We start from the raw sequence: 14020 nt of genomic DNA, 5'->3' as shown, positions 1-14020 counted from the left end.
GTCGGCGGTTCTGGGTCGAACCGGCCGGGTTATCGACCCGGAACCGCCGACATCTTGCTCAGAGGCCGAGGATCTCGTCCAACCCGACTGTCACGCCGGGACGTCCGCCGACACCCCGCACAGCTGCGACGACCCCGGGCATGAACGAGGTACGGTCGTGCGAATCGTGGCGGATCGAGAACGACTCGCCCTCGCCGCCGTACATGATCTCCTGCGAAGCGACGAATCCCCGCGCCCGGACGGCGTGAACCGGCACACCGGCGATCTTCGCGCCCCGTGCGCCGTCGGGGTCGGTCGTCGTGGCATCGGGCAGCGGCGGCGATCCAGCGGCGGCGCGTGCAGCTGCGATGAGCTCAGCCGTGCGCACGGCCGTTCCAGAAGGTGCGTCGACCTTGTTGGGATGGTGCATCTCGATGACTTCGACCGATTCGAAGAACGGTGCCGCCGCAGTGGCGAACTTCATCATCAAGATCGCACCGATCGAGAAGTTCGGCACGATCAGGACACTGGCCGTGGGCGCATCCCCGAGCTTGGCGCGCACCGTCGCAATGCGGTCATCATCGAATCCCGATGTGCCCACCACGACGTCGACACCGTGGTCGATGCACCAGGCCACATTGTCGAGGGCGACACCGGGCTGAGTGAAATCGAGTGCGACTTCTGCACCAGATGACGTGATGACATCGAGCGAATCACCCAAGTCGATCTCGGCGACCACCTCGAGGCCCTCAGCGGCGTTGATCGCCCGAACCGACTCCGAACCCATGCGCCCTTTGGCGCCCAGCACTGCCACCCGTGTCATGGACGTCAGCCTATCGGCGTCGCCGTCTCGCTCAGGATGCGCACTCCCTCGGCCAACTCGGCATACGACGTCGTCAGCGGCGACAGCCCGAGTCGGATCAGATCGGGCTCCCGGAAGTCTGGGACAACTCCCCTGGTTACCAACTGGGCCGTGATAGCGCGGGCATCGCGATGACGCACCGTCACATGACTGCCTCGCAGGGAGATGTCGCGCGGCGTAGCGACCTCGAAACCAGCCTGGTCGAGCAGCGCCATGGCGTAGGACGTCAGACGCTCCGACTTGTCGCGTATCGCCTCGATGCCCGCCTCGGCGACGAGCCTCACGCCCTCACGCACCGCGAGGATGCCCTGCACGGACGCCGTGCCACTCAGCATCCGACGGATCGACGGCGACGCCTCATAGACGTCTGCCATCGCGAACATGTCTGCGGCGCTCCACCAGCCGCTGATCGGCTGCTTGGCCCGGGCCAGGTGTCGCTCCGCCACATAGATGAACGCCGGCGAGCCGGGCCCGCCGTTGAGGTACTTGTAGGTGCAACCGACCGCGAAATCGACGTCAGCGCCATCCAGATCGATCTCGACGACTCCTGCGGAATGACACAGGTCCCAGATGACGACCGCTCCTGCCGCGTGGATCGAAGCGGTCAATCCCGGGAGGTCGAGCAATGTCCCGGAGCGGTAGTCGACGTGGCTCAGCAGGACCACGGCAGTGCGCTCCCCCAGCACTTCGTTCAGCACCTCGACAGTGACGTTCTCGATCATCTCCGGTTCGAGCCAGCACACTGTCATCCCCCGGCTAGCTGCCACTGATTCGGCCAGGTAGCGGTCGGTCGGGAAGTTCGTCGCGTCGATCACGATCTCGTCGCGGCCCGCCCTCAGCTCTGCGGCTGCGTGCAGGAGCTTGTAGAGGCACACGGAGGTCGAATCGGCGATCACGGTCTGACCTGCCTTGGCGCCGAGCACAGCCGATGCGAGTTCGTCGCCGACGATCTGCGGCAACTCCGTCCAGCCCTCCGACCAACCACGGATCAGCCGGCCGCCCCACTCGTCGCGCAGAAACGCCGTGAGCCGTTCGAGAGTCGCCTGGGGCAAGCGGCCCAGCGAGTTTCCGTCGAGATACGCCACCAGGTCATCGTCGACAACGAATCGTTCCCGAAAAGGCGCCAGCGGATCGGCGAGGTCCCCGCTGCCATAAGCCGGGGGGCCCCTCGTCAGAACAGGATCAGGCGTCGGCAGATACTTCGGCCGGAGCCTCAGCTTCTTCCGTCTTCTCGACCACGGGGACGAGCGACAGCTTGCCGCGGTCGCCGAGCTCGGCGATCTCGACCTGGATCTTCTGGCCGACGGACACGACGTCCTCGACGTTGTTGACCCGCTGGCCGCCGTTGAGCTCGCGCAGCTTGCTGATGTGCAGCAGACCGTCACGGCCCGGAGCCAGCGACACGAAGGCACCGAAGTCGACAACCTTGACGACCGTGCCGAGGTAGCGCTCGCCGACCTCGGGCATCGTCGGGTTGGCGATCGCGTTGATCGCGTCACGCGCAGCCTCTGCAGCTTCGCCGTTTTCCGCACCGACGTAGACCGTGCCATCGTCTTCGAGCGAGATGTTGGCGCCGGTCTCGTCCTGGATCTGGTTGATGATCTTGCCCTTGGGGCCGATGACCTCACCGATCTTGTCGACAGGGATCTTGATCGTGATGATCCGCGGAGCGTAGGGGCTCATCTCGTCCGGGACGTCGATGGCCTCGGCCATGACGTCGAGGATCGCGACGCGAGCGCCGTACGCCTGCTTCAGCGCGCCGGCCAGGACGTCGGCGGGGATGCCGTCGAGCTTGGTGTCGAGCTGCAGCGCCGTGACGAACTCGCGGGTTCCGGCGACCTTGAAGTCCATGTCGCCGAAAGCATCTTCAGCGCCCAGGATGTCGGTCAGCGTGACGAACGTCTGCTTGCCGTCGATCTCGCCGGAGATCAGGCCCATGGCGATACCGGCGACCGGTGCGCGCAGCGGGACACCCGCGTTGAGCAGACCCAGCGTCGAGGCACAGACCGAGCCCATCGACGTCGAGCCGTTCGAGCTCAGCGCCTCGGAGACCTGACGGATCGCGTAGGGGAACTCCTCGCGCGTCGGCAGCAYGGGCAGCAGCGCGCGGCCCGCGAGGGCGCCGTGACCGATCTCGCGACGCTTCGGCGAACCGACCCGGCCGGTCTCACCGGTCGAGTAGGGCGGGAAGTTGTAGTTGTGCATGTAGCGGCGCGACGTCTCGGGCGAGAGCGTGTCGAGCTTCTGCTCCAGACCCAGCATGTTGAGCGTCGTGATTCCCATGATCTGGGTCTCGCCACGCTGGAACAGCGAGGAGCCGTGGACGCGGGGCACGATGCCGACCTCGGCGCTCAGGGCGCGGATGTCTTCGAGGCCACGGCCGTCGATGCGGACCTTGTCGCGCAGCACGCGCTCACGGACGACAGCCTTGGTGACGGAACGAACGGCAGCGCCGATCTCCTTCTCACGTCCCTCGAACTGGGCACCGATCTTGTCGATGACGTCGGCCTTGATCTCGGATTCGCGCTCTTCGCGGTCGGCCTTGCTGACGATCGTCAACGCCTGGGCCAGATCGGCCTTGGCGACGTTCTCAACGGCTTCGTAGACGTCGTCTTCGTAGTCGAGGAAGATCGGGAAGTCGCGGACCGGCTTGGCCGCCGAGCTCGCGAGCTCAGCCTGCGCCTCGCACAGCTGCTTGATGAAGACCTTGGCGGCCTCGAGGCCACCGGAGACGATCTCTTCAGTCGGCGCCTGGACGCCGCTCTTGACCAGATCCCAGGTCGACTCAGTCGACTCGGCCTCGACCATCATGATCGCGACGTCATCGCCGGCGATACGGCCGGCAACGACCATGTCGAAGACGGCGTTCTCGAGCTGGCTGTGCGTCGGGAAGCCGACCCACTGACCGTCGATCAGGGCGACGCGCGTGGCGCCGATCGGACCTGTGAACGGCAGGCCCGAAATCTGCGTCGACGCCGAAGCCGCGTTGATCGCGAGGACGTCGTACGGGGTGTCGGGGTTGAGCGCCAGGACCGTGATGACGACCTGGACCTCGTTGCGCAGACCCTTCTTGAAGGTCGGGCGCAGCGGGCGGTCGATCAGGCGGCACGTGAGGATCGCGTCTTCGGACGGGCGACCTTCGCGGCGGAAGAACGATCCCGGGATGCGACCTGCGGCGTACATCCGCTCCTCGACGTCGATCGTCAAGGGGAAGAAGTCGAAGTGGTCCTTGGGGTGCTTGCCGGCCGTCGTGGCCGACAGGAGCATCGTGTCGTCATCGAGGAATGCGGACACCGAACCGGCGGCCTGCTGGGCGAGGATGCCCGTCTCGAAGCGGATCGTGCGGGTGCCGAAGGCACCATTGTCGATAACTGTCTCGACAGAGTGAAGTGTGGGTTCCGTCATGGAAGTCCCTTCCGCAGAGTTGACTCTGCATCGATGGGACGAGAACTGAATCGGGCGGATGAACCATGCCGGTCTTCGATCGAGGCCTGCGGCTGCGCATCGATGCGTTCCGAGGGCCACTACCGAGGACCGAGCGCGCGTGCCCGATGTTCTCGTCTGGTGTGGTGCGGTATGGAATTGTGCGAGAGGCGGCCACTTCGTGAGAAGTGACCGCCTCAGGGCAAAACTAGCGGCGCAGACCGAGACGCTCAATGAGCGAACGGTAACGCTCGATATCGGTGTTCTGCAGGTAGTTCAGCAGACGACGACGCTGACCGACCAGGAGCAGCAGACCACGACGACTGTGGTGATCGTGCTTGTGCTCCTGCAGGTGGCCCGTCAGGTGCGCGATGCGACCTGTCAGCAGCGCGATCTGAACCTCCGGAGAACCGGTGTCACCGTCTTTGAGCGCATACTGCTTGATGATGTCTTCCTTGGCAACGCCCGCAACTGTGGGCGCAGCAGTCTTCTTCGACATTTCTCTCCTTGGTTCCGTTGCACGGCGCGCCCGGGCACATCCACCGGGGCACTATCGATCCGTGGCCGATCACACGGCAACGTCCAGACTATCAGCGGCAGCACTGGCAGGGCCAATCGACAGTTGGCCGCTTCGGCCAGACCGATAGCCTCCAGGTCATGGGAGTCGACACGATCGTACGCGGCGCGGTGGCCTTCGGCCTGGCCATGTCTCTCGCGGCCTGTTCGTCCGGCTCGGCGCCCGACGCCGTCCCGGAGGGGACTGGATCTCCCACGCCACGTGACATGACCACCTCGTACGTGGCATTCGGCGATTCCTTCACCGCCGGACCCGGTATCGCTCCCCAGAAGTCGGATGCCGGGTACTGCCAGCGCTCGGTCGCGAACTGGCCGTCCCTCTTGGCCAAGACGGCCGAGTTCGACAAGTTCACCGACCTCAGCTGCTCGGGCGCGACTTCGGCCGATGTGCTGTCGACCGTGAGCCTCGCTCCGTTGAACGCTGGGACCGACCTGGTGACGTTGGGGGTCGGCGGCAATGACGGCGCACTGTTCGCCTCGCTCATCTCTGCCTGCGCGAAGGAGGGCACCGCGTGCGAGACCTTCGTCGACACACAGGCACCGACCATCCTTGCCAAGGCCGTCGACAGCATCGTCGCAGTGGTCGAGGCGATCCGCGCCCGAGCGCCAGAGGCCGAGATCCGGCTGGTGGGCTATCTGCGCATCATGCCGGCCAGCGGCACGTGCGACGCCGTCGGCGTCCCGGCTTCGCAGGCCGACCGGGTCGCCAGTGCCGAGCAGGCTCTCGACCACACGCTCGATACCGCCGCCGAGCGAGCCGGGATCGGTTACACGTCCTTGCTCGAAGCCTCACGGGGACATGACGCCTGCGCCGGCGACGAAGCGTGGACCAATGGCGCACGCCCCTCGGACGGCGACGGCATCTTCTTCCACCCTCGCCAGGACGGCATGCGGGCGGTCGCCAAAATCGTCGGATCAGCCGTCGAGTCGGCAAAGAGTGCTGAGTCGTGAGACCAGGGCTGTTCGCCACCTCGCTCGGCGTCGTTCTGTTGGCAGGATGCAGCAGCAGTGCCACTCCCCTGCCCGAGCCGACCCCGATCGCGGGCCTGACGTCCTATGTCGCGATGGGCGACTCCTTCGTCGGCGGACCCGGCATCGACCCTTACGACCGCGAATCGGGCGCTTGCCATCGCTCCGAGCGCAACTACCCGACGTTGCTCGCGGCTCGTCTCGGAATCTCCGGCTTCGCCGACGTCAGCTGCGCGACCACCGGATCGGCCGAGATCGGCGGCACCGCCGAGGTCGCCGGTGAGACCTTCGCGGCCCAGCTCGACGCGGTCGATGCCGACACCCGGCTGATCACGATAGGCACCGGCGGCAATGACGGCTTGTTGTACGAGAGCCTGTTCGACGCCTGCTACTTCCCCGAAACACGCTCTCCGCAGGCCTGTACGACGTTCGTCGAGCGCGACGCCGATAAAGTCCTGGCTGCCACGAAGGAGGAGCTCACCGGGTGGATGCGGGTAGTCCAGTTCAAAGCTCCGGACGCCCGCATCGTTCTGGTCGGTTATCTGCGCTATCTGCCCGACGCCGGTCCGTGCCGCGCCTTCGATCTGACAGCCGCTCAGGTCCAGCAAGTCCTGACAGTCCAGAACCGGCTGGAGGCGACCCAGCAGGCCGCAGCCAAGGCGCTCGGCATCGAATTCGTGTCACTGCAGAACCTGTCGCGCGGCCACGATGCCTGCGCGGGACAGGACGCCTGGGTGCACGCACTCGAGGGCGCCGACGGGGACGGCACCCCCATGCATCCGACTGCCGCCGGAATGACGGCCGTCGCCGACGAGCTCAACACCCGCCTGAGGGCACCGGTCAGCCCGACTGGCTAGAGGCCGAGCACGACTCTGATACCGGCGACGTCCTTGTCCATCTGCGCGATAAGAGCGTCGACATCGTCGAACTTCTCCATTCCGCGCAGCATGTCGATGAACTCGACATCGATCTGCTCGCCGTACAGTTCCAGATCCGTGCGATCCAACACATAGGACTCGACGCGACGTTCGACGCCGTCGAAGGTCGGATTGGTGCCGACAGAGATGGCGGCGGGGAGCCGGGTGCCATCGGCCCGAATCAGCCAACCCGCGTAGACGCCGTCGGGCGGAACCGCATAGGTCTCATCGACGGGCACATTGGCGGTCGGGAATCCGAGAATCCGGCCGCGCTGATCTCCTTGCCGGACAATTCCGGTTACCTCGTGCGGACGTCCCAGCACTTCGGCGGCAGCCTTCATCCGGCCGTCGGCCACCATCGCGCGGACCAACGTCGAGGAGTACGGTTCGGCACCGCCGTCGAGGCCCAGGCCGTCGACGGTGAACCCTGCGCGCGTACCGGCCTCACGCAAGAATGCGGTGTCACCGCTGGCGCGGTGGCCGAAGCGGAAATTATCGCCTACTGCGACGAGCGCGACTCGCAGCTGCTCGACCAGGACGCGGTCGACGAACTCCTGCGGCGACCACCCGGCCATCTGAGGGGTGAAGTCCAAGATCCTGACCTCGTCGACACCGGCGGCCAACAGAAGCTCGACCCGCCGCTCGATCGACGTCAGCATCTTCGGCGCCCGACCTCGACCGACGACGGCCAGTGGGTGCGGATCGAAGGTCACCGCGATGACGGGCAGGTCACCGGCCAATTCACGGGTTCGCTGGACGACATGCTGGTGCCCTCGGTGCACGCCATCGAAGTTTCCCACCGTCACAGCGGCCGGTTCGACCCGAGGAGCAGTGGACGCACCTAGGATGTCTCGCCAGATCGTCACGGGAAAACTTTGCCATACCCGAATCGGCGGCCGCGGGCGAGCCGGACCTAAGAACGTTCTCATCAGTTCCTCATCGACCCGCATGGGCACATACGGCAGGCTGTTCACCATGAACCTGACACGTCGGCTCCCGGGACTGTTGCTCGCCGTTGTGGCGATCGCGCTGACTGCAGTGATCGCCGGCCGGGTCTCAGCGGGGGCAGACCCGGCCCCCCAGGACACTCAGCCGATCGTGCTCGAGACCACGCAGGCTCCGTCGTCCCCTACCCCGACGCCGACCCCGTCCGCCAGCCCGAGCACCGACACCGATGACGACGACGATGACGACCGCGTCAAACCCCGCCTGCGCGACGACGATGACGACGACGGCCCGGACGATGACGACGACGATGACCGTTTCGACGATCGCGACGACGACTGAGGTGAATCCACGTTCCCTGTCGCAATTGTCGGTTCGTCAGCGCCTCACCCTCACGGTCGGTGCGCTGACGTCCGTTGCCCTGCTCGCTGTCGGCCTGACGCTGTACGCCCTCGAATCACGCCGCATCGATCGCGGTATCGAAAACAGCCTGAACCAGGAGATCGGCGAGTTCCGAGCCCTGCAGAGTGAAGTGGATCCCAGCACGGGCAAACCGTTCACCTCCGCCGACCGGCTCCTGCGGGTCTTCCTCGAACGCAATCTGCCCGACGACGATGAAGCGCTGTACGGATTCCCGGCCACCGGCGGACCGACATATCAGGGCGACGGTGATCCGGTACTGCAGAAATCGCCGACATTTCGGGCCGCGGTCGACCGACTGCGGGCAACCGGAGGAACCGCGAAACTCGACGTCTCCGGACGCAGCTATCGAGTCGCCGTCCAGCCCATCCGACAGGGCGGGGCCACCTCGGCGTTCGTGGTGACCCACAACGTGACGGCGGCCCGATCGACCCTTCGTGAACTCATGACGACGTATGCCCTGCTGGCGGCGCTATCGGTCATCCTCATCGCGGGCATCGCGTCGTGGAGCGCCGGCCGCCTGCTCAGCCCCGTACGTCAGCTACGGGACACTGCCAGAGGAATCTCTGACGGGGACCTCGGCGCACGTCTGGAGGTCACGGGCCACGACGACCTGTCGGATCTGCAGCGCACGTTCAATGACATGCTCGACCGCCTCGAGGCCGCGTTCGTCACCCAGCGCGAGCTGCTCGATGACGCAGGCCACGAACTGCGTACTCCCCTGACCGTGCTGCGCGGGCACCTGGAAGTGCTCGACATCGACGACCCGGACGATGTCGAGGCGACCCGTGCTCTTCTTCTCGATGAGATCGACCGGATGTCGCGGCTTGTCAACGACCTGCTGATGCTCGCCAAGGCTCGCCGCCCCGACTTCGTCGATCCCCATCCGGTCGATGTCGAATCCTTGACGTTCGGAGCAATCGAACGTGCCCGGGCCTTGGCCGATCGCAACTGGCTGCTCGACGGCGTCGCACGCACCAGCGTCGCGCTGGACGCTCAGCGGATCACGCAGGCACTCCTGCAACTCTCCGACAATGCGGCCAAACACACGCAGCCTGGCGATGAGATCGGCATCGGATCACGCCTGCACGAGGGCCGTCTCGAGTTCTGGGTTCGCGGCMCCSGCGCCGGTGTCGACCCGGAGATCGCCTCCGACATCTTCGACCGGTTCTCACAAGCCGATGGCGCCCAAGAAGGTTTCGGCCTGGGACTGTCGATCGTCAGTGCGATCGCCGACGCGCATGGTGGCACGATCGTCCTTGACACTCGATCGACAGACGAGCGCGGAGCGACGTTCCGCCTGCAACTTCCACTGGGGGCATAGACCGATGAACGAGCGCCAGCGAGTGAACGACAAGCGCACTTCATGCGGGCTCCGCCGTACCCTGACTCTCCCATCGAAGGTGACCGCATGAATAGGATCCTGATCGTCGAGGACGAGGACCGCATCTCCTCATTCGTCGCCAAGGGACTCAGGGCCGAGGGATTCACCCCGACGGTCGTGGCAGACGGGATCACCGGGCTCGACTACGCCCTGACCGGCGAGTTCGATCTCATGGTGCTCGATATCGGCCTGCCCGGCATGGACGGTTTCCGCGTGCTCGAGCGGGTGTCGCTCGAACGTCCGGCTTTGCCGGTCATCGTCTTGACGGCACGCGATTCGGTCACCGACACGATCGCCGCCCTCGAGGGTGGGGCCGCCGACTACATGTCGAAGCCGTTCCGGTTCGGCGAACTGCTGGCCAGAGTGCGGCTCAGGCTGAGGCCGCCCGGCGAAGCGGCACCAGATGACGAGGTCGAGGCCGGCGATGTGCGCCTCGACCTGCGGCACCGCCGCGCGTTCGTGGCCGACAAGGAAGTCGAACTGTCGGCGCGCGAGTTCGCTCTGGCCGAGGTGCTGATGCGCAACCGCGGTCTCGTCCTGTCGCGTGAGCAGCTCTTGTCGCAGGTCTGGGGCTACGATTTCGATCCCGGCTCGAACGTCGTCGACGTCTATGTCGGCTATCTGCGAAAGAAGCTGGGTGCCGACCTCGTCACGACAGCACGAGGTCTCGGCTACCGCGTCGACTGACCGCTGCCGGTCACAGGCTGATCTTGAAGCCCGACAGTCTGGCTTGAGGAAGACGGGCCATCATGGGCTCCAGCGCCTCGGCCACCTCGATGGGCGTCGGACGGGCGGTGGGATCTTTCACCAGACACGACGTGATCAGCTCCCCCAGCTCTGCGGGCACGAAGTGCGGCAGATCGTGTGGAGCGTCAGTCAATTGCGCCCAACGGGGTTCGCGGTCGAAAGCACGGTAGCCCGCTGCGGCGCGGAACATCGTCGCGCCGAAGGCCCACATATCGCTGGCGTGTCCGACCTGTCCCAGATCGCCCGGGCGGCACTGCTCCGGGGCCATGTACTCATCGCTGCCGAGCGGGTGATCCAGATCGGCGGCCTGTTTGACGTCCATCGCGATGCTCAGGTCGATGAGCTTGGCGGGCGCGCCCATGATGACGTTGCTCGGCTTGACGTCGAGGTGGCAGATGCCCGTGCCCCGCAGATAGTGCAGGGCCGAACACAGCTCCAGGCCAAGCGGCAGTAACTGGTGCAGCGGCAGGTAGCCGTGCTTGGAGATCAACGAAGACAGATTGGGCCCGTCGATGTTCTCGAGCACCAGATACGGCCGTGCGGCCTCGTCGTCGTACGCGAACAGCCGCACGACGCCAGGATGACTCAGCCGTGAGAGCATCTCCACCTCACGCAGCAGGCCGGTGCGGGAACTGCCGATGTCGACATGTCCGGGCCGCATGACCTTGACGATGACCGGAGCATAGAGCCTTTCATCGAAGGCGAGCCAAGCCTCGAAGACCTCGCCGCCGCCGACCGGTTTGACGGCCGTGAGGCCGGGGGCGATCTGGTCGCCCCCGGCCAGCCCCCAGGTGTCGGACATCAGTCCGTGTTCGTGGTGGGGGCGGTGTTCTTGGTCGGAACACTGTTGACGGTCTTGACCGTGTTCTTGGTCGGAACGCTGTTCTTGGTGTTGACCGTGTTCTTGGTCGGTGCAGTGTTCTTGGTCGGCGCCGTGTTGACCGTGTTGACGGTGTTGACCGTCGGCGAGTCGTCGTAACGATCGTTGTCGTCGTTCAGATCATCGTCGACATCGGTTGTCTGGGTCCACGACGTCGAGGTGTCTTCGCGTTTGGCGACCGGATCGGCATTCGCGCCGGTCACGACGAATCCGATGCCGCCGAGCGCAACGGCCCCTGCGACAGCCACGATGCCTGTGCGTGCGTACTTGTCCATGATTGCTCCTCAGTCGGTTATTGCTACTGAAGACAGCCTCGCGGCCGCAAGTAAGTCCTGGATGAGCCCAACATGAGACCCCTCTCATGCACCCCCAACGCTGAAGAGGGAGTTAGAGGAGGGGCGCCAGGGGACGCAGGATCGCCTCGTAGAGGCGGTTGATGAAGGGACGCGATTCCCACTCGTGAAGGTCGAGGCGGTCGGCCTTAGACAGATCCGCGGTGAAGATCTCGTACATGCCCTGCGCGAGGCCGGTGTCGAGAATCTCTAGGTTGATCTCATAATTGCCGGTCAGACTGAGCCGGTCGATATTGGCCGTGCCGATCGTGGTCCACTGACCGTCGATCGTGGCGGTCTTGGCGTGGACCATGTGATCGGTGTACCGGTGGATCTCGACGCCACCGCGCAACAGGCGTCCGTAGAAGCCGCGCGACAACCAGTCGGTCAGCACGTGATTGGAGACCTTGGGCACCAGGATGCGCACCCGTACCCCGCGACGACTCGCCTCCAGCAGCGCGCCCAAGATATCGCGGTCGGGAATGAAGTACGCCGCGGTGATGTCGATCGTGTGGTGGGCCCGATCGATCGCCTCGAGGTACATCCCGCGGATCGGGAACATCAACTGTCGCGGCACATTGCGGTGCGCTCGGATCTGCGGCGACCAATCGGCCACTGACAGTGGCGCGAGCTCTCGCTGGCCGGCTGTGCGCTGGATGTTCCAGAAGTCGACGAATGCATTGTCGAGATCCCACACCGCAGGACCTTCCAACCTCAGGTGTGTGTCGCGCCACTGCGTCGCATAGAGATCGCCGATGTTGTAGCCGCCGATGAAGCCCACCGTATCGTCGACGACGAGGATCTTGCGGTGATCCCGGCCATAACGCCGCGGATTGAAGACCTGCCAACCGGTACTCCAGACCGGATACTTGATCACCTGGATCGGGTCGGGGAAACGGAAGAACTTGCGGCCCACGACGATATTGGCGAATCCGTCGTAGATCACGTGGACGGCGACGCCGCGCGCCGCAGCATCGATCAACGCCTGTTTGAAGCGCAGTCCCATCGCGTCGCCCTTGATGATGTACGACTCCAGCAGGATGCGTTTGCGCGCGCCGGCGATCGCATCGAGCATGTCCTCGAACAGCACGGCGCCGTAGGTGTAGGTCGAGGCGGCGCTGCCGTCGCCGATCTCATGGCGCGAGGCATCGGCCGGCGGCAGCGGGGCGACATTTCGTCCGCGCAGCATCTTGCGCACCTTGGTGCCGCCCATCAACGACGCCACAGCGGCGATCTGCACCAGCAAAGCACCGATGAGCCCCCGCCGCAGGATCCGGCGGGTCGACGCACGAAGACTCATGGATCGAACCCTAGACGAATACAGCGACAGGTTTGGCGACCTGCCCGCGTTGTTCGTAAAGCGCCAAGAACTCGCCTGCCGGGTCGAATACCGCAACCGCGCGCGGAGCCCCCAGATCGATTCCGGTCAGCGCGCGACCGAAACGCACGTCGTTGGCCTCCCGCTCGGTCAGATCGTACGAGTCGAAGCTCGCCCGGGCGACGTCGTCGAGGCCGATGACCATCAGTTCCTTCTCCAACTCCTCCACGGTGCGCGCGAGGCGCAGGGGGAATCCACCGACCCGGGTGCGACGCAGCATCGTCAGGTGCCCCCCGACGCCCAGCTCGGCGCCGATGTCTCGGGCCAATGCACGGATATAGGTCCCGCTCGAGCACACGACGCGCACGTCGACGTCGACCACATCGCCCTCATGGCGAAGATCCCCCAAGACAAACTCCGAAACCGTCACGGGACGGGCCTTGAGCGTGACTTCTTCGCCGCTGCGCACCTTGGCGTACGACCGCACACCGTCGACCTTGATTGCCGACACCGACGACGGGATCTGCGAGATTTCGCCGGTGTAGGAGGGCAGGACCGCCGCGACGGCAGCCGCGTCGATGTGCGAGGCGGTGGTGGACGAGGTCATCTCCCCCTCGGCGTCGTCGGTCACCGTCGACTGACCCAGCCTGATCGTGGCCAGGTACTCCTTGTCGGACGCTGTGAGGTAGCCGAGCAACCGCGTGGCCCGGTTGATTCCGAGCACCAGGACGCCGGTCGCCATCGGATCGAGCGTTCCTGCGTGGCCGACCTTCTTGGTGCCCGCCAGGCGTCGCATCTTGCCCACAACGTCATGAGAGGTCCAGCCAGAGGGCTTGTCGACAATGACAAGCCCCGATTGAAGCTCAGTCACTCGTCGTCTTCCTCATCTGACACAGGCTTCTTGTACGGATCAGCGTCACCCGCGTACTCGGCACCTGCCGAGCGCGCCGCAACTTCGTCATCGGACGCTTTGACCTTGGCCAGCAGATCCTCGATCTCCTTGGCCGTCTCGGGCACCGCGTCGAGGTAGAACGTGATCGACGGGGTGATGCGGGTGCCGAGCTGTTTGCCGACCTCTGACCTGATGAGTCCCGTGGCACTCTTGAGCGCGGCGGCGGTGTCGGCGCGCTGCGCTTCATCGCCCATCACGGTGTAGAACACCGATGCCTGCTGACCGTCACCGGTCATGCGCACGTCGGTGATCGTCAGGAAGCCCAATCGCGGATCCTGTACGTGGTCGTGAGGCCACGTACGAGATGACGTCCCGG

14 protein-coding genes and 1 pseudogene are annotated in these 14020 nt (G+C 65.3%); 5 read left to right on the top strand and 10 right to left on the bottom strand.

Annotated elements, in window-relative coordinates:
- Positions 1-58: 58 nt before the first annotated feature.
- From dapB to rpsO, 4 genes are all read right to left on the bottom strand, one after another.
- The gene (gene dapB / locus ACXJKC_RS13985) at positions 59-802 is read right to left on the bottom strand and encodes a 4-hydroxy-tetrahydrodipicolinate reductase (protein ID WP_456697344.1); all 744 of its coding nucleotides are present in this window, start codon (positions 800-802) and stop codon (positions 59-61) included.
- Between the two features lie 5 nt (positions 803-807).
- Positions 808-2016: a kynureninase gene (gene kynU / locus ACXJKC_RS13980; protein ID WP_456697499.1), complete on the bottom strand. Its 1209-nt coding sequence runs from the start codon at positions 2014-2016 to the stop codon at positions 808-810.
- A 7-nt stretch (positions 2017-2023) separates the two neighbouring features.
- Positions 2024-4246: a polyribonucleotide nucleotidyltransferase gene (locus tag ACXJKC_RS13975; protein ID WP_456697343.1), complete on the bottom strand. Its 2223-nt coding sequence runs from the start codon at positions 4244-4246 to the stop codon at positions 2024-2026.
- Between the two features lie 226 nt (positions 4247-4472).
- Positions 4473-4763 (bottom strand): 30S ribosomal protein S15, encoded by a 291-nt coding sequence (gene rpsO, locus ACXJKC_RS13970; RefSeq protein ID WP_456697342.1) that lies wholly within the window; start codon positions 4761-4763, stop codon positions 4473-4475.
- A gap of 158 nt (positions 4764-4921) precedes the next feature.
- Between rpsO and ACXJKC_RS13965 the strand changes: the two genes are divergently transcribed.
- On the top strand, positions 4922-5791 hold the full coding sequence (locus ACXJKC_RS13965; RefSeq protein ID WP_456697341.1) for an SGNH/GDSL hydrolase family protein: 870 nt from the start codon (positions 4922-4924) through the stop codon (positions 5789-5791).
- Positions 5788-6666 (top strand): SGNH/GDSL hydrolase family protein, encoded by an 879-nt coding sequence (locus ACXJKC_RS13960; protein ID WP_456697340.1) that lies wholly within the window; start codon positions 5788-5790, stop codon positions 6664-6666. Before ACXJKC_RS13965 ends, ACXJKC_RS13960 begins: the two co-directional genes overlap by 4 nt.
- Here the strand turns inward: ACXJKC_RS13960 and ACXJKC_RS13955 are convergent.
- Positions 6663-7592 carry a bifunctional riboflavin kinase/FAD synthetase gene (locus tag ACXJKC_RS13955; protein WP_456697339.1) on the bottom strand — a complete coding sequence of 310 codons (930 nt, stop codon included), beginning with the start codon at positions 7590-7592 and terminating at the stop codon, positions 6663-6665. The two genes, ACXJKC_RS13960 and ACXJKC_RS13955, sit on opposite strands and share 4 nt — an antisense overlap.
- 109 nt (positions 7593-7701) lie before the next feature.
- Between ACXJKC_RS13955 and ACXJKC_RS13950 the strand changes: the two genes are divergently transcribed.
- The 3 genes from ACXJKC_RS13950 (at position 7702) to ACXJKC_RS13940 (ending at position 10162) form a co-directional block, all read left to right on the top strand.
- Entirely contained in the window at positions 7702-8013 is a 312-nt protein-coding gene (locus ACXJKC_RS13950; RefSeq protein ID WP_456697338.1) for a hypothetical protein, read from the top strand.
- Complete coding sequence (locus tag ACXJKC_RS13945; protein WP_456697337.1) at positions 7982-9415, top strand: ATP-binding protein; 1434 nt, start codon at positions 7982-7984, stop codon at positions 9413-9415. The genes ACXJKC_RS13950 and ACXJKC_RS13945 overlap by 32 nt, the downstream gene beginning before the upstream one ends.
- An 87-nt stretch (positions 9416-9502) precedes the next feature.
- A complete protein-coding gene (locus ACXJKC_RS13940; RefSeq protein WP_456697336.1) occupies positions 9503-10162 on the top strand; it encodes a response regulator transcription factor in 660 nt (219 codons plus the stop codon).
- A 10-nt stretch (positions 10163-10172) separates the two neighbouring features.
- On the opposite strand, the gene ACXJKC_RS13935 is transcribed toward ACXJKC_RS13940, so the two are convergent.
- The 5 genes and pseudogenes from ACXJKC_RS13935 to rbfA form a co-directional block, all read right to left on the bottom strand.
- Positions 10173-11024, bottom strand: a complete 852-nt coding sequence (locus ACXJKC_RS13935) for a serine/threonine-protein kinase (RefSeq protein WP_456697335.1) — start codon at positions 11022-11024, stop codon at positions 10173-10175.
- Positions 11024-11377 (bottom strand): hypothetical protein, encoded by a 354-nt coding sequence (locus ACXJKC_RS13930; RefSeq protein WP_456697334.1) that lies wholly within the window; start codon positions 11375-11377, stop codon positions 11024-11026. The genes ACXJKC_RS13935 and ACXJKC_RS13930 overlap by 1 nt, the downstream gene beginning before the upstream one ends.
- A gap of 112 nt (positions 11378-11489) precedes the next feature.
- Positions 11490-12734 carry a phospholipase D-like domain-containing protein gene (locus tag ACXJKC_RS13925; RefSeq protein WP_456697333.1) on the bottom strand — a complete coding sequence of 415 codons (1245 nt, stop codon included), beginning with the start codon at positions 12732-12734 and terminating at the stop codon, positions 11490-11492.
- A 10-nt stretch (positions 12735-12744) separates the two neighbouring features.
- Positions 12745-13623 carry a tRNA pseudouridine(55) synthase TruB gene (gene truB, locus ACXJKC_RS13920; RefSeq protein WP_456697332.1) on the bottom strand — a complete coding sequence of 293 codons (879 nt, stop codon included), beginning with the start codon at positions 13621-13623 and terminating at the stop codon, positions 12745-12747.
- Positions 13620-13985: pseudogene (rbfA, locus tag ACXJKC_RS13915) on the bottom strand (30S ribosome-binding factor RbfA); the annotation flags it as partial. The pseudogene rbfA and the gene truB, both read right to left, overlap by 4 nt.
- Between the last annotated feature and the right edge of the window lie 35 nt (positions 13986-14020).

It is taken from the genome of Aeromicrobium sp. P5_D10, from assembly GCF_054049535.1.
The sequence above is the reverse complement of the archived record's forward strand: the minus strand, read 5'-3'. Positions and strand labels throughout refer to the sequence as shown.

What these genes read in the sequence shown, in the direction of transcription:
- ACXJKC_RS13925 (WP_456697333.1), bottom strand. Translation starts at nt 12,734, where the DNA reads ATGAGTCTTCGTGCGTCGACCCGCCGGATCCTGCGGCGGGGGCTCATC.
- ACXJKC_RS13965 (WP_456697341.1), top strand. Translation starts at nt 4,922, where the DNA reads ATGGGAGTCGACACGATCGTACGCGGCGCGGTGGCCTTCGGCCTGGCC.
- ACXJKC_RS13935 (WP_456697335.1), bottom strand. Translation starts at nt 11,024, where the DNA reads ATGTCCGACACCTGGGGGCTGGCCGGGGGCGACCAGATCGCCCCCGGC.
- ACXJKC_RS13950 (WP_456697338.1), top strand. Translation starts at nt 7,702, where the DNA reads ATGAACCTGACACGTCGGCTCCCGGGACTGTTGCTCGCCGTTGTGGCG.
- rpsO (WP_456697342.1), bottom strand. Translation starts at nt 4,763, where the DNA reads ATGTCGAAGAAGACTGCTGCGCCCACAGTTGCGGGCGTTGCCAAGGAA.
- ACXJKC_RS13930 (WP_456697334.1), bottom strand. Translation starts at nt 11,377, where the DNA reads ATGGACAAGTACGCACGCACAGGCATCGTGGCTGTCGCAGGGGCCGTT.
- ACXJKC_RS13940 (WP_456697336.1), top strand. Translation starts at nt 9,503, where the DNA reads ATGAATAGGATCCTGATCGTCGAGGACGAGGACCGCATCTCCTCATTC.
- dapB (WP_456697344.1), bottom strand. Translation starts at nt 802, where the DNA reads ATGACACGGGTGGCAGTGCTGGGCGCCAAAGGGCGCATGGGTTCGGAG.